Source organism: Citrobacter sp. RHB35-C21, from assembly GCF_013816515.1.
In the GTDB taxonomy this organism is placed as follows: Bacteria; Pseudomonadota; Gammaproteobacteria; order Enterobacterales; family Enterobacteriaceae; genus Citrobacter; species Citrobacter braakii.
Genome location: NZ_CP057147.1, coordinates 308303 through 326879 on the forward strand (window position 1 = coordinate 308303; position 18577 = coordinate 326879).

Here is an 18577-nt window from a genome sequence, read left to right on the forward strand (position 1 = left end):
GGCATTAACTAAACCCCATACCCCATCATTTTCAGCAGTTTCTGCGCATGTTGCACCGCATCCTGGCGGTGTGCGACGCCGAGCTTTTGATACAAATTGCGGATGTGCGTCTTGATGGTCGTTGCCGCGACGGCCAATTCTCCGGCGATCTGCTCGTTGCTGTAGCCCGAATAAATCAGTCCCAGAACCTGCCATTCGCGCTGGGTCAGCGGGCTGGTGCGGATAAGCTCCGGTACTTCCGGGTGAGTAAGCAGACGCTCAACGAACCCTTCATCGAAGTGGGCGAATTTATGGCGGTGATGCTGGTTAATCTCACGCAAAATACGCTGGGCGCGGTGCTGATCGAGTTCCGGTAAGGTATTGAGCTGAATCAGCTGACGCAGTTGCTGCGCCATGGCCTCACCTTCAATGACAAAGTGACTGATAAATCCGGTGCGGTTCGCCAGCTGCAGCGCGTCGAGTAACACGCGCTGTGCGTCATTTTTGCGCCCTGCCTGCCAGTAGAGCTGATTAAGCAGCAGCAGGTTACGGTTCAGATCGCTCATCAGGCGCAGATTGCGCGCATTTTCATTCAACTCTTCCAGCACAATCTCAGCCGGTTCAAACTCGCCCAGCAGGATCTGCGCGCGGGCGATGTTGCGCCACTGGCTTTGCAGAAAGTGGTTATTGGCGAATTCCGGTTTCGGCGTGTGGCGCAGCCAGTTGGCGGCCGAGTTTTTGTCGCCCACCATTTGCCAGTAAATCACCCGTACCTTATCGGCGTTTGAGATCCAGTCACTGTGATAGTGGCCGTTACCCAGCAGGTTTTCCAGGCGGTTGAGCAGGCTACGCGCATTGTCCAGATCCCCCCGGGCCAGCGAACATTGAATCAGCAGCGCCAGGCACTGTAGCTGTTGCTGCGGCTGGAATGTGGAAAGCAGTTCAATACCCGCGCGGGCAGACGCTTCCGATTCGTCCAGGCGCGCCCATGCCCACAGCAGCTGCGCGCGAATACGCACCAGGAACTCGTGCATCGGCAACTGTTCCAGATGCTGCTCTTTGATCAGCTGAAACGCTTTTTCCTGAGTCTCCCAGGCGGCCTGTAAAAAGCCCTGGGCAAACAAAATTTCGCTTTGCTGGATTAAACTCCACAGCGCGTAATGCCAGACGTCATGATGGCGCGCCATTTGCTCGGTTTGCTGCATTAACGCCAGAGAACGCGTGAGATCGCCCTTACAGTGCAGGACTTCACCGTGTACCGAGGTGGCGACGATGCGGCTATAGAACCAGGCGATGGGTAACTCATCCAGCGCCAGCTTTGCCAGGCGCTCGGCTTCGTCAGGATTTCCGTCGTTAATCGCGACCTGCGCACGCAGGGCGTTAAATTCGGCGTGCAGCGTCGGTTCCATGTCGCCTTTCATTTCCTGCTCAGCGCGCGCCAGCAGGGTATTAACCTCGCCGTAGCGGTGCTGGCTTTGCATCAGCCAGGCTTGTAGCAGCACCAGACGCGGATTTTCCAGCAGACTTTCCCACGGCAGGGCTTTCAGCGACTCTTCCAGTAATGTCAGTTCGCTGTGGTTAAACAGTCCCCACGCATGGTTAAGCAGGATATCGCGTAGCATATGGGCGTCGCCTGCCGCCAGCGCGTGGTGGATAGCTTCGCTGGGGAAGCCTTGCGCCATCCAGCTTTCAGCGGCGGCGCGGTGTATTTCGGGCAGTTCGCTTGCCAGCTCCCACTGACAGCGCTGGCGTAAAAAGCTGCCAAACAGCGGGTGGTAGCTGAACCACTCACCGACGTCATCCATCCGCTGCAAGAATAATCCCTGGCGCTCAATCTCCTCCAGCCGCATCTGGCCGTTTTCTTCCCCGGTGACCCGGACGATCAGTGCGTCGTTCATTGAGCGCAGAATGGCGCTTTTCAGCAGGAAGTGACGGGTGCCGAGGTCGACGCTGTCCAGCACTTCATCAACCAGATAATCGGACAGATGGCTGGCGTTGATCCCGGCGAGGCGGCGTGCGGACTGGTGTGCAGAGTGGTTGTTCTGGCGGGCGGAGAGGGCAATCAGCTGTAACGCCGTGGCCCAGCCAGCAACGTCATCGCACATCCGGCTGCTTTCTGCCGCTTCGATAGGCGAGGACAAACGTCGATCGAAAAATTGTTTGGCTTCCTGGTGGTTAAACGCCAGCTGTTGGCTGCCTATCTCCAGCAACTGATCGCGTACTCGCAGGTTGGCAATACCCAACTGCGGCAGGTTGCGCGACAGCACGACCAGCGTGAGGTTCTCAGGCTGATGACGCAGGAAGAAACGCATCGCTTCGTGAATTGCCGGATTGGAGATGAGATGATAATCATCCACTACCAGGTAGAGCGGGCGGTGCCACTCGGCCAGTTCAATAAATAGCTGCGCAAACAGTGACGTCAGGCTGGCGTATTGGCGCTTTTGCACCATTGCTTCGCTGGTGGTGCAGTGTCCACCGGTTGCCTGTTGGATAGCGGCGATCAGATAGCTGGCAAAGCGCTCTTGTTGATTATCGCCTTCATCCAGAGAGTACCAGCCTAATTCGTTCTTCCCCGCTGCCCATTGTGAAACCAACGTTGTTTTTCCATAACCAGCAGGACTTGTTATCAGGGCAAGCCTGAAATTGTTCGCGCCGGAAAGTTTAGCCAACAGGCGCTCACGAACCACCGTATGGTCGAGTCGAACCGGACGACTTAATTTAGACGGAATCAACATAAGTTAGTCACTTCACTGTGTGAAAATGGGGAAAAATGATTTTTTTTGCGCTTCGTAATTAATAGATATAAGGTCGGCCAGATTAGTGTTTTATGCAAGCTAAGCGGACTTTTTGTGTGTCTGATTTTGCACTATGTCACAAATCTAAACATCTATTACATTAATTGCTTTAAAGAGTCACAACAGGCGTGGCGACTGGATCCGTCGGTATTTTGGCTGAGCCGAAAAATACCTCCCTTTTTATAAGGTTACTCAGTTGCTTAATGTAAAGAGCCGAATTTTGTGGCCGACTTAAAAGTTTTATGTGAATTATCTTATCCACCTTGGATATTTCAGGTTAGAAACTATTTCTCTGTTTACAGATTGTTTCCCATCGTCACCCCTCTATTTGATATTGTCGATTTATCTCTTGTTATTAATGCGTCGTCCGTTGGGCATTACAGGGGCGTTATGCCGGGCTTACGCGAATTTACGGGCGATAACACCCCCTTTAAGTGGCGGCGATCACACTTTTATGCTCATCCCCGCTCCTCCTCCCTGCCTAATCCGTGCCAGGATGAGGAAGGTCAACAACGAGCCTGGCAAACTAGCGATAACGTTGTTTTATTACCTAAGGATCTGGAACCCCTATGTCACAGCCTACTTTCAACAAAGATCAATTTCAGGCTGCCCTGACGCGTCAGTGGCAGCGCTTCGGTTTACTGTCGGCTCAAGAAATGACGTCGCGCCAGTGGTGGCAGGCAGTGAGTGGGGCGTTGGCTGAGTTACTCAGCGCCCAGCCTGCGGCGAAGCCGGCAAAAAATCAGCGCCATGTTAACTACATCTCGATGGAGTTTTTGATTGGCCGTCTGACCGGCAACAACTTACTCAATCTCGGCTGGTATCAGGCGGTGAGCGATGAGCTGAAAGCGCATGACGTCAACCTGACCGATCTGCTGGAAGAAGAGATCGACCCGGCGCTGGGTAACGGTGGATTGGGGCGCCTGGCGGCCTGCTTCCTTGATTCGATGGCGACAGTCGGTCAATCGGCGACGGGCTATGGTCTCAACTACCAGTACGGCCTGTTCCGTCAGTCATTTGCCGATGGGCAGCAGATGGAAGCCCCGGATGACTGGCATCGCGGCAGCTATCCGTGGTTCCGTCACAACGAGGCACTGGATGTGCAAGTAGGGATTGGCGGCAAGGTCACCAAAGAAGGGCACTGGGAGCCGGGGTTTGTTATCACCGGCCAGGCCTGGGATCTACCGGTTCTCGGCTACCGTAACGGCGTGGCGCAACCGCTACGTCTGTGGCAGGCCAGCCACGCGCATCCGTTTAACCTGACCAAATTTAATGACGGCGATTTCCTGCGCGCAGAGCAGCAGGGCATCGACGCTGAAAAACTGACCAAAGTGCTGTACCCGAACGACAACCACACCGCGGGTAAAAAGCTGCGCCTGATGCAGCAATACTTCCAGTGCGCTTGCTCCGTAGCTGACATTCTGCGCCGCCATCATCTGGCAGGGCGTAAACTGCATGAGCTGGCTGATTTTGAGGTGATTCAGCTCAACGATACTCACCCGACCATCGCCATCCCTGAGCTACTGCGTGTGCTGATTGATGAGCACCAGATGAGCTGGGACGATGCGTGGGCTATTACCAGTAAGACCTTTGCTTATACCAACCACACTTTGATGCCAGAGGCGCTGGAGTGCTGGGACGAGAAGCTGGTGAAAGCACTACTGCCGCGCCATATGCAAATCATCAAAGAGATTAACGACCGCTTTAAGAAGCTGGTCGATAAAACCTGGCCGGGTGACGCTGAAGTTTGGGCGAAGCTGGCGGTGGTGCACAACAAACAGGTGCGTATGGCCAACATGTGCGTGGTCAGCGGCTTTGCGGTTAACGGCGTGGCGGCGCTGCACTCCGATTTGGTGGTGAAGGATCTGTTCCCGGAATATCATCAGCTCTGGCCGAACAAATTCCATAACGTCACTAACGGGATTACTCCGCGTCGCTGGATTAAGCAGTGCAACCCGGCACTTGCCGCGCTGCTGGATAAATCGCTGAAAAAAGAGTGGGCCAACGACCTCGATCAGTTGATTAACCTGGAAAAATACGCCGACGACGCGAAGTTTCGTCAGCAGTATCGTGACATCAAGCTGGCGAACAAAGCGCGTCTGGTGAAGTTTATTAAAGCGCGTACCGGTATTGAGATAACGACAAACGCTCTCTTTGATATTCAGATTAAACGCCTGCATGAGTACAAGCGTCAGCACCTCAACTTGCTGCATATTCTGGCGTTGTACAAAGAAATCCGTGAGAACCCGCAGGCCGATCGCGTGCCGCGCGTATTCCTGTTTGGCGCGAAAGCCGCTCCGGGTTACTACCTGGCGAAAAATATCATCTTCGCCATTAACAAGGTTGCAGAAACCATCAATAACGACCCGCAAGTGGGCGACAAGCTGAAGGTCGTATTCCTGCCGGATTATTGTGTCTCGGCGGCGGAAATGTTGATCCCAGCGGCGGATATCTCTGAGCAAATCTCCACCGCAGGGAAAGAGGCTTCCGGCACCGGTAACATGAAGCTGGCGCTGAACGGTGCGTTAACCGTCGGTACGCTGGATGGCGCAAACGTCGAAATCGCCGAGAAGGTAGGTGACGAGAATATCTTTATCTTTGGTCATACCGTGGAAGAGGTGAAGGCGCTCAAGGCCAAAGGTTACGACCCGGTGAAATGGCGTAAGAAAGATAAAGTGCTGGATGCTGTTCTGAAAGAGCTGGAAAGCGGGAAGTACAGCGACGGCGATAAACATGCCTTCGACCAGATGCTGCACAGTATCGGCAAGCAGGGCGGTGACCCGTATCTGTTAATGGCGGACTTCGCGGCCTATGTTGAAGCCCAGAAGCAGGTTGACGTGTTGTATCGTGACCAGGAAGCCTGGACCCGGGCGGCGATTCTGAATACCGCGCGTTGCGGCATGTTCAGTTCGGATCGCTCCATCCGCGATTATCAGACTCGTATCTGGCAGGCGAAACGTTAAGGAACCGCGATGGAAAGCAAACGTCTGGATAATGCCGCGTTGGCGGCGGGGATCAGCCCCAATTACATTAATGCCCACGGTAAACCGCAGTCTATTGGCGTCGAAACCAAGCGGCGTTTGCTTGACGCTATGCATCGCTCCACCGCCACCGCTCAGGTGGCGGTGACCCCGGTGCCGAATGTCATGGTTTATACCGCTGGTAAGAAAATGCCGCTGGCAGTTGAGGGACGCGGAGAGTTTACCTGGCTGCTGACCACCGAAGAGGGCGTGCAGCACAAAGGACATGCCGTCGGCGGTAAATCGTTCAACCTTCCGGCGAAGCTGCCGGAAGGGTATCACACGCTTACCCTCACCCAGGGGGAGTTGCGTACCCATTGCCGCATCATCGTCGCGCCGAAACGCTGCTATGAGCCGCAGGCTCTGTTAGCCGGGCAGAAGCTGTGGGGCGCATGCGTTCAGCTCTATACCCTGCGTTCAGAAAAAAACTGGGGGATTGGCGACTTTGGCGATCTCCGTGCCATGCTGGTGGAGGTGGCGCAACGCGGCGGCGCGTTTATCGGCCTGAATCCGATTCACGCGCTGTATCCGGCGAACCCGGAGAGTGCCAGTCCGTACAGCCCGTCGTCACGCCGCTGGCTGAACGTTATTTATATAGATGTGAACGCAGTAGACGATTTTCGCCTGAGTAAAGAGGCGCAGGCCTGGTGGCAGAAACCCGCGACTCAGCAAGCTCTGCAACGCGCGCGTGATACCGAGTGGGTTGATTATTCTGCCGTTACCGCATTGAAGATGACAGCGCTGCGTATGGCGTGGAAAAGCTTCTCTGCACGTGACGATGAGCAGATGGCGGCATTTCGTCAGTTTGTGATTCAGGAAGGGGATAGCCTGTACTGGCAGGCGGCCTTTGACGCGCTGCATGCACATCAGGTGAAAGAGGACGCACTGCGCTGGGGCTGGCCGGTGTGGCCGCAAGCTTTCCAGTCGGTGGATTCGCCAGAGGTAAAACGCTTTTGCGAAGAGCATCGTGATGAAGTGGATTTCTACCTGTGGTTGCAGTGGCTGGCGTATACCCAGTTTGCTGATTGCTGGAAAACCAGCCAGGGCTTTGCGATGCCGATTGGATTATATCGCGATCTGGCTGTCGGCGTGGCCGAAGGCGGGGCGGAAACCTGGTGCGACCGCGAGTTGTATTGCCTGAAAGCCTCGGTTGGCGCACCGCCGGATATTCTCGGTCCGCTCGGGCAAAACTGGGGATTGCCGCCGATGGATCCGCATATCATCACGGCACGCGCTTACGAACCGTTTATCGAACTGCTGCGTGCCAATATGCAGAACTGCGGTGCGTTGCGTATCGACCATGTTATGTCGATGCTGCGTCTGTGGTGGATCCCTTACGGTGAAACTGCCGATCACGGCGCCTACGTGCATTATCCGGTCGACGATCTGCTTTCAATTCTGGCGCTGGAAAGTAAACGTCATCACTGCATGGTAATTGGTGAAGATCTGGGGACTGTGCCGGTAGAGATCGTCAGCAAGCTGCGTGACAGCGGAGTGTACTCCTACAAAGTGCTTTATTTTGAGAATGACCATGAGAAAAACTTCCGCGCGCCGAAAGCGTACCCGGAACAATCAATGGCAGTCGCGGCGACGCATGACCTTCCTACGCTTAAAGGTTATTGGGATAGCGGCGATCTGACGCTGGGTAAGGCACTGGGTCTGTATCCGGATGAAGTCGTGCTGCGTGGGTTGTATCAGGACAGAGAACTGGCGAAACAGGGGCTGCTGGACGCGTTGCACAAATACGGGTGCCTGCCAAAACGTGCTGGTCACAAGGCGTCACTGATGTCGATGACGCCGATTCTTAATCGCGGCATGCAACGCTACATCGCTGACAGCAACAGTGCGCTGTTGGGCCTGCAACCGGAAGACTGGCTGGATATGGCTGAGCCGGTCAATATTCCCGGGACCAGCGACCAGTACAAAAACTGGCGGCGTAAGCTCACCGCCACGCTGGAGCAGATGTTTGCCGATGACGGTGTGAACAAGCTGATTAAGGATTTGGATAAGCGCCGAAAAGCGGCCGCGAAGAAGAAGTAATAAAGCCGGGGATTTCCCCGGCTTTTTTAGGGTGATAGGAGGTAGGCCGGGTAAGCGAAGCGCCACCCGGCACAGTTTTATCAGACCACCATACCCAGCAGCAGACACCCTACCAGACCGCAGACGGAGATAATGGTTTCCAGCATTGACCATGACTTGATGGTTTCACCGATGGTCAAGTTGAAGTACTCCTTGAACAGCCAGAAGCCCGGATCGTTGACGTGGGAGAAAATGACGGAACCGGAACCAACCGCAATAACCATTAGCTCAGGGCTTACGCCGGTCGTTGCAATCAGCGGTGCCACAATCCCACCAGCGGTGATCGCTGCAACGGTTGCGGAGCCCAGTGCGATACGCAGTACCGCAGCGATAGACCATGCCATCAGCAGCGGAGAAACGTTTGAACCGTGCATCATTGACGCGATGTACTTGTCCACGCCGCTATCCACCAGGACCTGTTTGAAGGCACCGCCACCACCAATGATCAACAGCATCATCGCGATGATTTTGATTGAGGACACCAGCGTGTCGTTGATCTGATCCATCGAACGTCCACGGTTCAGACCAAAAGTGAACATCGCAATCAGCACCGCGATAAGCGTTGCCATAACCGGGTCACCCAGGAATTCTGCCACCGTCAGGAAAGCGTGGCCTTTTGGCAGAATCATCTCCGCCACGGCGCGCATCGCCATCAGGATAACCGGTACCAGGGAGGTCCAGACGCTGACGCCAAAGCCAGGCATCTCTTCTTCGGTAAACGTTTTCGCGCTGTACAGACCTTCCGGGATTGGCTTATCGATGCCTTTCAGGAAGCGAGCGTACACCGGACCGGCGAGAATAACGGTCGGGATTGCCAGAATCGTACCAAACAGCAGGGTTTTACCCATATCTGCGTGGAAAATGGTGGCAATAGCGGTCGGACCTGGGTGCGGCGGCAGGAAGCCGTGAGTTACGGACAGCGCTGCAGCCATCGGCACGCCAACATACAGCAGCGGGATGTTGGCAGCAGCGGCGATGGTGAACACCAGCGGCAGCATCAGCACGAAGCCGACTTCGTAGAACAGGGCAAAACCGACGGTGAAGCCGGTTAATACCACCGCCCACTGAATATGTTTTTTGCCGAATTTAGCAATCAGGGTGGTTGCGATGCGCTGTGCGCCGCCGCAGTCCGCCAGCATTTTGCCCAGCATGGCGCCAAAACCCATAATCAGGGCGAGGCTGCCAAGGGTTCCGCCGACGCCGGCTTTAATCGAACCGATGACTTTATCCAGTGGCATCCCTTGCATCAATCCGACAGCAAGCGCCACCAGGACGAGAGCGATGAAGCCGTTCATTTTGAAACGGATCATCAGGAGGAGTAACAAGATTACACCGATAGCAACGATGACTAATGGCATGATTTACCTGGCCTTTACTTTGTTATGGGTAACGTCAGTGTTTAGATGACAAATTCCGATTGTCCCGACCGGGAACAGAGCATTCTCAGCACCAATGCTGGTTGCCTTCAAAACTAATCAGTTTAGCTGGCTGTTATGTGTGTGTTAGGTGCTGATGCGAATGATACGGGTAACATGCGGCGCTTGAAAATCACCTGGGCAGGCAAAATTTAAATTATGAGAGGCTGGTCAAATTATGAGGGGGATTGTTGCAGGAAATATGCGGAGAAATGCAAGGTTGTAGGCCGGATAAAGCGATTACGCTGCCATCCGGCATCAATGCCCGATGGCGGCGCGGATGCGTCTTAACGGGCCTACGGAAACTCGACAGGTTGAGGCGTTAGTAGTAAGAGTGCTCGCCGCGCTGGTGTTCGGTTAAATCGCGAACGCCTTTCAGTTCAGGGAATTCAGCCAGCAGCTGCTTCTCGATACCTTCTTTCAGCGTTACATCTACCATTGAACAGCCGTTACATCCGCCGCCAAACTGCAGAATAGCGTAGCCTTCATCGGTGATTTCCATCAGAGAGACGCGACCACCGTGACCTGCCAGCTGTGGGTTGATCTGCGATTGCAACATGTACTCCACGCGTTCCATCAGCGGCGCATCATCGGCAACTTTACGCATTTTGGCGTTTGGTGCTTTCAGGGTCAGTTGGGAGCCTAACTGGTCGGTAACGAAATCGATTTCTGCATCTTCCAGATACGGTGAGCTCAGTTCATCAACATATGCGGTCAGCAGGTCAAATTTAATGGCGGTGTCGGTTGCTTCCACGGCGTCCGGCGGACAATAAGAAACGCCGCATTCAGCGTTAGGCGTGCCGGGATTAATCACAAATACGCGGATTTGTGTCCCTTCTTCCTGATTTGCCAGCAGTTTGGCAAAGTGCGCTTGTGCAGCATCGGAAATATGGATCATAGTAATGGCCTAATAGTTGACTATTTTACTTGGTTATAATACGCCCATCATCGAGGCTCTACAAGGTTCGACACAGGCACCATACCTGGACAGTCGCCGCGCCGTTGCGTAAAAGCAGCTGCGCGATTTCCGCGACGGTACTTCCGGTAGTGACGACATCATCCACAATGACCATATGGAGTCCCTGCACTGGCAATTCAAGGCGAAAGGCGTTTTTCAGGTTACGTTTACGTAATCGGGCGCTGAGATGGTGCTGTGTGGCGGTTGCCCGAACCCGCGTGATGGCCCGGCTGTCCCAGTCGCAGCCCAGCCAGCGGGCCAGGGGACGACACAGTAAGTCGCTCTGATTAAACCCTCTGCGCCAGTGCCGGCGTTGCCAGAGCGGGACGCTGACGAGCCTGTCCGGCAGAGGAAGACCGCTGACGCGCCGGGCCTGTAATACCTCCAGCAACAGCAAGCGTGAAAGAGCGGGGGCCATTTCGCCACGTCGGGAAAACTTGAGCTGGTGGATAAGCCCGCTCAACGGCGGAGCATAGTCGCTGACGGTAACCAGTCGCTGCCACGGAGGTGGTTTTTGCAGACAGCGCCCGCAGGGAACGACGGTATGCGCGGCAGGAAGTCCACATTGAGGGCACCGGCTGACGTGCTGATGCGTTGCCCGTGTGCAGACTGAACAGATCCCCCAATGCCCTAACGTCAGGGGCATTCGGCATAGCCAGCACAATCCCGGTACTGTTAGCATAGAAGCATCCTTTCAGGCTAAAAGAGAACAATAACTGATGAATGACATCTGGTGGCAGACCCAGGGTTCGGGAAATTGCCATCTTGTGCTGCTGCACGGATGGGGACTGAATGCGCAAGTTTGGCATTGCATAAGCGAGGAATTGAGTTCGCATTTCACGCTGCATCTTGTCGACTTACCGGGATTTGGTCGCAGCCAGGGGTTCGGCGCAATGTCGCTGGAAGAGATGGCTGAGCGGGTAGTAAAACAGGCACCGGAGAAAGCCATCTGGCTCGGCTGGAGTCTGGGCGGGCTGGTCGCAAGCCAGGTGGCGTTAACCCATCCTGAACGTGTTCAGGCGCTGGTGACCGTGGCGTCTTCCCCTTGCTTTAGTGCGCGCGACGAGTGGCCGGGTATCAAGCCAGAAGTGCTGGCAGGTTTCCAGCAGCAGTTGATCGAAGATTTCCAGCGTACGGTGGAACGTTTTCTGGCGTTGCAGACGATGGGCACGGACACCGCGCGTCAGGATGCGCGAGCACTGAAGAAAACAGTGCTGGCGTTACCCATGCCGAAGGTCGAGGTGCTCAATGGCGGACTGGAGATCCTGAAAACGGTCGATCTGCGTGAGCCTCTGTGCGTTGTGAACATGCCTTTTCTGCGGTTGTACGGCTATCTCGATGGACTGGTTCCGCGCAAAGTGGTCCCAATGCTCGATGCCCTGTGGCCGCATAGCGAGTCATTGATATTTGCTAAAGCGGCGCATGCACCGTTTATCTCGCATCCTGCAGAGTTCTGCGCAGCGCTGGTGGCGTTAAAAAAACGCCTATAAATCTGTTGTGTTGCCCGGTAGAGCCGCGCTTACCGGGCTTGAGATTAATGGCTGCGTGTAGCCAGATCCTCAGCGGTCAGGCCGGTAATTCTGAAGATGGTCAGCGGGTCGATACCATCAGCCTGCAGGGTTGATGCAATACGTAAAGCTTCCTCTCGTTTACCTTGTTGCAAGCCCGTTTGTAACCCCTCTTGTAACCCTTTCATATGACCTTCCTGAAGACCATTAAGATGCCCTTCTTGTCGTAATCTTTCGGCGATAGTCATCAACTTTTCCTTATGTTGGGGTAAACGTTCGGCGACCTCATGAAGAAACTCGGTAAAATGTGCGGTGTCCCCGACCTGCATTAGATAATTAAACAAGGCTTTCAACTGGCTGTCATTAGCGTGTCCTTTAATAAGCAGGATGGCCAGTTTTTCTACCAGCCCCATCAAATCGCGTTTACGAATATGTTTTTGGATGAGTTCCAACAGCGCCATCCGGCGATGCTGCATGATCTCGTCATCGGGAACCACGGTGATATCGATCAGTGGAAACGCTGAGGTATAAAGTTGTCTGGCGGCCTTTGGGTCGTCAAATTCGTCCAGCCAGCAGAGTGAGTAGGGGTATGGACTAGCCGCGCCATGATAAAAAAGCATGGGTATCACCAGCGGGAGTTTCTTGTGACCTGCAGCCAAATGACGATGCATGACCGCAATGGCATAACGCATCAGCCGAAATGCCATATGGGCATCGGCGGTACTCTGATGCTCCATGATGGTGTAAATATAGCCATCGCCTTCGCGGGTTTTTAATGACCACAGCACATCGGAATAGTACGCGCGCAAATCGTCCTCAATAAAGCTGCCCGATTCCAGTTGTAGCGTGTTCAGATCGCACAGTTTTTGCAAAGAGGCTGGAAGATGGAGCCGAAGAAAGTCGCGTGCGGTAGCAGGGTGGTTTAAGAACGTTTTAAAAATCGCGTCATGCGGCGTAGCAGTCGTGTCAGTATTCATGGCGATCCGTCACCTGAGAAACAAGATGACGAGACTCTACTTCCCTGGTCGCCAGTAATCATTCACGAGTTGATAACGATGCGCGACAGGCTGGAGGATAGATCTGCTTTGCTGAAACAGAGACATCTTTGTGGAATCCATTACGCAAAAAGCCGGATATCAGCATAAACGCTTTATCCGGCCAGGACGTTTGCAGTCATTTTTAGACCGGAAGCGTAGCGCCATCCGGCATCGAACTAGCGCAAAGCCCACCACTCGCGCAGGCAGGCTTTACCTTCCGGGCAGCTCTTGCAGCTTCCGGAAAGACACCCGTCGGCATCGTCCTGAATCCGCACCGCTTTACCCATCTTTTCTAACTGATTCAGCATGGCGTCAATCATGGGCTGCGGGGTGTGCAGCGTGTGGCTAATTTGAGTTGCCTCCATGCGTCCCCGCAAAGCCAATAAATCACGAACCTGAATAAGCGATGCCATTGTCGATAACCTCAGTGGCAGTCGCCAGTGGTGCTGGAACAGCAGGAGCTTGCCGTCCTGTTGGTCGCCAGCAGTGCGAGATCCACGCGACTGCGAGCTCGACGCAGCAGGCCCAGCAACACAATGTTAAACAGGATGACAGCTAAAATGCACACCAGGCTGTAGGTCGGGTGCTCTTTGTAGCTGACCGCCTGATAAAACAGCGTCGACAGAGAGTAGGCGATGTTCAGGCCCCACAGAATCGAGAAGCTCATCCAGCCACGGCTGGATTCACGTGCAATAGCGCCCATTACCGAAATACACGGCACATACAGCAGCACGAAAATCAGGTAGCTGTAAGCGGCAGCAGCGCTGCCAAATTTTTCGCCCATCACGCCCATTGCACCCGTAGCCATTTCACCGTCGCCCTTGCTGGCTTCAATAGGGTTAGCCAGTACGCTCAGGCTGAAGGTGTCTTTCAGGCTTTGCCAGGTCTCATCTACCGCGCCGAGCAGCTCGTCACCGAGGTGGAAATCTGCCGGGTTGAACTCTTCTTCCTGAATGTTTTCTGCGGTATAGAGCGTGTTCAGCGTACCGACAACCACTTCTTTCGCCATCGCGCCGGTGAACAGACCTACGGTTGCCTGCCAGTTATCTTCGTGAACGCCAATCGGCTTAAAGACCGGCGTGATTACGCGGCTGACGGAAGCCAGAGCAGAGTCGTTGATGTTGTCGACGATTTTTCCGCTCAGCGAGAAACTGTTAAACGCGCTGAGGAAAATGCTGACGATGATGATGACTTTACCCGCACGCAGAACGAAGCCTTTCAGGCGTTGCCAGGTCTGAATAATCAGACTCTTAATGTGCGGCACGTGGTACACCGGCAGCTCCATCACGAACGGCGTTGCTTCGCCACGCATGATGGTGTGTTTGAGCATCAGACCGGTCAATACCGCCATAACGATACCCAGTACGTACAGTGAGAAGACCGCCAGCGCACCGTTCTGACCAAAGAACGCTGCGGCAAAGACGGCGAAAATCGCCAGGCGAGCGCCACAGGACATAAACGGTGCCATCATGATAGTCATCAGACGTTCACGCGGGGCGTCCAGCGTACGTGCGCCCATCACTGACGGTACGTTACAGCCAAAGCCGACGATCAGCGGGACAAACGATTTGCCCGGCAGTCCCAGCGCCTGCATCAGACGGTCCATTACAAACGCGGCGCGCGCCATGTAACCGGAGTCTTCAAGGAAGGAGAGGAACAGGTACATCATGCCGATTTGCGGTACCAGTGGCAGCACGGTGTTAATCCCGCCGCCAAGACCTTGCGCCAAAAAGATAGTGAGCCAGTCCGGGAAGTGCAGCGTGTAGCCAATCCACTGAATACCATGGATAAAGAGCGCTACGGAGCCGACGTCAAACAACGGTTGCAGCGCGCCGCCAATGTTGATGGCGAGCAGGAACATCAGGTACATCACGAACAGGAAAATCGGCAGCCCGAGGAAGCGGTTGAGGACGATTTTATCTACTGCGGTGGTGAAGCGGCTCGGCTCTGCCGTCAGGGTGTTGCTGACGGTATCGCAGATAGCGGCAATGCACTGATAGCGCGCATCGGCGATATGCAGTGCCGGATCGTCCATTGTCTCGCTCAGACGTGCAATGGCGGCATCAAGGTTTTGCGCGGCATCACCCGCGTAGGCCCGGCTGTAGATATCGCCTTCCAGCATCTGCAGGCCCAGCCAGCGGCGCTGTTTTAACGGCATATCTTTGGCCATCGCATCGGCGAGGGAATCCGCTTCCTGCAGCAGCGGCTGGGCATAATGAACCAGCTCGACGGTGTCGTTTTCTTTGTAGCGATCGATAGCCAGCTTTAGCGCTTCAATGCCGCGGGCGCGGGTGGATACCAGCGGAACCACCGGGCAACCAAGGCGAGCGGAGAGGGCATCGATATCGATACGGATTTGCTGCTTCTCGGCAATATCCAGCATATTCAACGCGACGATGCAGGGGATGCCCAGCTCAAGCAGTTGCAACGTCAGGTAGAGGTTGCGTTCAAGGTTTGAAGCATCGACCACGTTGATCAAGAGATCCGCGTCGCCGCTTAAAATATAGTGACAGGCGATCTGCTCATCTAGAGAGGTCTGGGATGAGATTGTCGTCAGAGAATAGGTGCCGGGTAAATCAACCAGCGTGACCTGGTGGTCCGTCGTTGCGAAATGACCTTCTTTACGCTCAACGGTAACGCCTGCCCAGTTGCCTACACGCTGGCGTGCGCCGGTAAGCTGGTTGAATAAAGTTGTCTTGCCGGAATTAGGATTGCCAATTAAACCAATGGTTAGTTTTTTCATTTTTATAGACTCACTGTATTAACAGGAAACCGCTTCCACTTCTAATAACGCCAGATCTTTCTTACGCAATACCAGACTTACGCGACGCGTTTCGATATGGATAGGATCGCCGAGTGGGGCGACGCGTACCACGTTGAAAGAGGAGCCGGGTAGCATGCCAAGTGACAACAGTTTCTGACGATAAGCCGGGCTGATTTCACGGGCAAAACCGGTAATTTTCCACGCACTGTCAGGAGTGAATTGCATAGGGACCTACTTATATCTCGCTAACTGGATGATTACCTCATGGGGCGGCAAGGCGGCATGAGGCCAGATGATTAGCCAACGTAAGGAAAGAGTAAATAATCAACAGATCAATGATAATGAGAATGGTTTCTATCATCAATAGAATAAATGTGACGGAATGTACAATTGGATAATAATTTGCGCCAATTTTGATATTCCTCAATATTTATTCTGGTTGGGAACGAATGATTCACGGAAATAATTAGTGAGGAACTTAATGTTTAATTAAGGTTTCATCTGTTAATGAAGTGATAAATATATGGCGGTAGAAAGCGGGAAATAGACTAAATATGCCGGATGGCGACGCTCACGCGTGTTATCCGGCTTACAAATTAATTGCAACAAGTTAGCCGGATAAGGAGGTTACACCCCCATCCGGCACAAAAGTCACACTAGCGTTTTTTACCCATTGCCGCCGCCAGCGCATCCATCATGGCGCTGTTACCCGCAGGCTGTGCGTCACGACCACGAGGTTTCGCGGCTTTTGGCGCTGGGCGATTGCTTTGAGTGCGATCGTTATTCCCGCCGCCGCGACGCGCATTGGTTTCACCCGGCTGCTCGTCCAGACGCATGGTCAGTGCGATACGCTTACGTTGCAGGTCAACTTCCAGCACTTTCACCTTCACAATGTCGCCCGCTTTCACCACGGTGTGTGGATCTTCGACGAACTTATTCGACAATGAAGAGATATGCACCAGACCATCCTGATGAACGCCAATATCAACAAACGCGCCGAAGTTCGTGACGTTAGTGACTGCCCCTTCCAGAATCATTCCCGGCAGCAGATCGTTCATGGTTTCTACGCCATCAGCAAACTGCGCGGTTTTAAATTCAGGACGCGGGTCGCGGCCCGGTTTTTCCAGCTCTTTGATGATGTCGGTGACGGTCGGCACCCCGAAGCGTTCGTCGGTAAAATCGGCTGCTTTCAAATTGCGCAGTTCGTTGCTGTTGCCCATCAGGTCACGCAGCGATTGCTCGGTTGCGGCCAGAATGCGTTCCACAATCGGATAAGCTTCCGGGTGAACGGTAGATGCATCCAGTGGGTTATCGCCATGGTTGATACGCAGGAAGCCCGCGCACTGTTCAAAGGCTTTTGGCCCCAGGCGGCTAACTTTTAGCAGTTGCTGACGGTTCTGAAACTGACCGTTCTCATCGCGCCAGGCGACGATGTTTTGCGCCATCATGCGCGTCAGGCCAGCAACGCGGGTCAGCAGCGGCACGGAAGCGGTATTCAGATCGACGCCGACGGCGTTCACGCAGTCTTCCACCACCGCATCCAGCTTGCGCGCCAGTTGCGTCTGGCTAACATCGTGCTGATACTGGCCCACGCCGATAGATTTCGGATCGATTTTCACCAGCTCCGCCAACGGATCCTGCAAACGACGGGCGATAGACACCGCGCCACGCAGCGAAACATCGAGATCCGGGAACTCCAGCGCCGCCAGCTCGGAAGCAGAGTAAACCGATGCCCCGGCTTCGCTGACGATCACCTTCTGCGCGGTCACTTTCGGGAATTGTTTCTGCACGTCGAGGAAGAAACGCTCGGTTTCACGCGACGCCGTACCGTTACCAATCGCGACCAGCTCAACGTTGTATTTTTCACACAACGCCGCCACGGCAACGGCGGCTTTGGCTGCCTGGCCGGTATGCGGATAAATAGTGTCGGTCGCGACCAGCTTGCCGGTACCGTCAACCACCGCCACTTTTACACCGGTACGCAGACCCGGATCGAGACCCATTGTGGCGCGCAGCCCGGCCGGGGCGGCCATCAGCAGGTCATGCAGGTTACGGGCAAAGACGTTGATTGCTTCATCTTCCGCACGTTCACGCACGGTACCCATCAGCTCAGTTTCAAGGTGCATCAGCACTTTGATGCGCCACGTCCAGCTAACAACGCCTTTACGCCAGCTGTCAGCGGGGGCGTTGTTCAGGCGCAGTCCCAGGTGATCCTGGATAATCTGCTCGCCGTGGCTCTCTTTTGGCGGCTCATCGAATTGCGGATCGGCATTTAGTGAAAGCTGCAACACGCCTTCGTTACGACCACGGAACATGGCCAGCGCACGGTGGGATGGAACGGTAGAAATAGGTTCGTGGTGATCGAAGTAATCGCGGAACTTAGCGCCTTCCTCTTCTTTGCCACTAACCACGGCGGCAACCAGATGGGCGTTTTTCCACAAATAATCACGCACTTTTGCCAGCAGCGCAGCGTCTTCGGCGAAGCGCTCCATCAGAATGTAGCGTGCGCCATCAAGGGCGGCTTTGGTATCGGCCACGCCGTTTTCGGCGTTGAGATATTTTGCAGCTTCTGTTTCCGGGTCGTGGGATGGTTCGTTCCACAGCAGATCTGCCAGCGGCTCCAGTCCGGCCTCAATGGCTATCTGCCCACGGGTGCGGCGCTTAGGTTTGTACGGCAGATAGAGATCTTCGAGTTCGGTCTTACTTAACGTGCCGTTGATCGCGTTCGCCAGATCGTCGGTCAGTTTGCCTTGCTCGCCGATAGATTTCAGGATTGCCTGACGGCGGTCTTCCAGTTCACGCAGATATCCCAGACGGGTCTCCAGATTACGCAGTTGCGTATCGTCCAGACCGCCGGTGATTTCCTTACGATAACGTGCGATAAACGGCACGGTGTTTCCTTCGTCAAGCAGGCGAACGGCAGCTTCTACCTGTTCAGCACGAGCCTGAATTTCACCTGCGATAATGCGGCAGAAAGAATCATTCATCATGGATAGCTTCGTCTATAGGATAAAAAATCAGG

12 protein-coding genes are annotated in these 18577 nt (G+C 54.4%); 3 read left to right on the top strand and 9 right to left on the bottom strand.

Annotated elements, in window-relative coordinates:
* Positions 1-8: 8 nt before the first annotated feature.
* On the bottom strand, positions 9-2714 hold the full coding sequence (gene malT, locus HVZ39_RS01445; protein ID WP_047501442.1) for an HTH-type transcriptional regulator MalT: 2706 nt from the start codon (positions 2712-2714) through the stop codon (positions 9-11).
* Between the two features lie 629 nt (positions 2715-3343).
* Between malT and malP the strand changes: the two genes are divergently transcribed.
* Together malP and malQ are read left to right on the top strand one after the other, a co-directional pair.
* Positions 3344-5737: a maltodextrin phosphorylase gene (gene malP, locus HVZ39_RS01450; protein WP_181633150.1), complete on the top strand. Its 2394-nt coding sequence runs from the start codon at positions 3344-3346 to the stop codon at positions 5735-5737.
* Positions 5738-5746: 9 nt separating this feature from the next.
* Positions 5747-7834 (top strand): 4-alpha-glucanotransferase, encoded by a 2088-nt coding sequence (gene malQ, locus HVZ39_RS01455; protein ID WP_049040647.1) that lies wholly within the window; start codon positions 5747-5749, stop codon positions 7832-7834.
* Positions 7835-7914: 80 nt separating this feature from the next.
* On the opposite strand, the gene gntT is transcribed toward malQ, so the two are convergent.
* From gntT to gntX, 3 genes are all read right to left on the bottom strand, one after another.
* Positions 7915-9231, bottom strand: a complete 1317-nt coding sequence (gene gntT, locus HVZ39_RS01460) for a gluconate transporter (RefSeq protein ID WP_003023507.1) — start codon at positions 9229-9231, stop codon at positions 7915-7917.
* Positions 9232-9610: 379 nt separating this feature from the next.
* A complete protein-coding gene (gene nfuA / locus HVZ39_RS01465) occupies positions 9611-10186 on the bottom strand; it encodes a Fe-S biogenesis protein NfuA (RefSeq protein ID WP_181633151.1) in 576 nt (191 codons plus the stop codon).
* Positions 10187-10244: 58 nt separating this feature from the next.
* A complete protein-coding gene (gene gntX, locus HVZ39_RS01470; RefSeq protein ID WP_016154807.1) occupies positions 10245-10928 on the bottom strand; it encodes a DNA utilization protein GntX in 684 nt (227 codons plus the stop codon).
* A 37-nt stretch (positions 10929-10965) separates the two neighbouring features.
* On the opposite strand from gntX, the gene bioH reads away from it, so the two are divergent.
* On the top strand, positions 10966-11736 hold the full coding sequence (gene bioH, locus HVZ39_RS01475; RefSeq protein WP_181633152.1) for a pimeloyl-ACP methyl ester esterase BioH: 771 nt from the start codon (positions 10966-10968) through the stop codon (positions 11734-11736).
* 44 nt (positions 11737-11780) lie between these two features.
* Here bioH and HVZ39_RS01480 read toward each other — a convergent pair whose 3' ends face one another.
* The 5 genes from HVZ39_RS01480 to HVZ39_RS01500 form a co-directional block, all read right to left on the bottom strand.
* Positions 11781-12731, bottom strand: a complete 951-nt coding sequence (locus HVZ39_RS01480) for an Rpn family recombination-promoting nuclease/putative transposase (protein ID WP_181633153.1) — start codon at positions 12729-12731, stop codon at positions 11781-11783.
* Positions 12732-12967: 236 nt separating this feature from the next.
* On the bottom strand, positions 12968-13204 hold the full coding sequence (gene feoC, locus HVZ39_RS01485) for a [Fe-S]-dependent transcriptional repressor FeoC (protein WP_047358169.1): 237 nt from the start codon (positions 13202-13204) through the stop codon (positions 12968-12970).
* 11 nt (positions 13205-13215) lie between these two features.
* Positions 13216-15534 carry a Fe(2+) transporter permease subunit FeoB gene (gene feoB, locus HVZ39_RS01490; RefSeq protein WP_016157644.1) on the bottom strand — a complete coding sequence of 773 codons (2319 nt, stop codon included), beginning with the start codon at positions 15532-15534 and terminating at the stop codon, positions 13216-13218.
* A gap of 18 nt (positions 15535-15552) precedes the next feature.
* Positions 15553-15780: a ferrous iron transporter A gene (gene feoA / locus HVZ39_RS01495; protein ID WP_003023519.1), complete on the bottom strand. Its 228-nt coding sequence runs from the start codon at positions 15778-15780 to the stop codon at positions 15553-15555.
* A gap of 431 nt (positions 15781-16211) precedes the next feature.
* The gene (locus tag HVZ39_RS01500) at positions 16212-18545 is read right to left on the bottom strand and encodes a Tex family protein (RefSeq protein ID WP_016154803.1); all 2334 of its coding nucleotides are present in this window, start codon (positions 18543-18545) and stop codon (positions 16212-16214) included.
* Between the last annotated feature and the right edge of the window lie 32 nt (positions 18546-18577).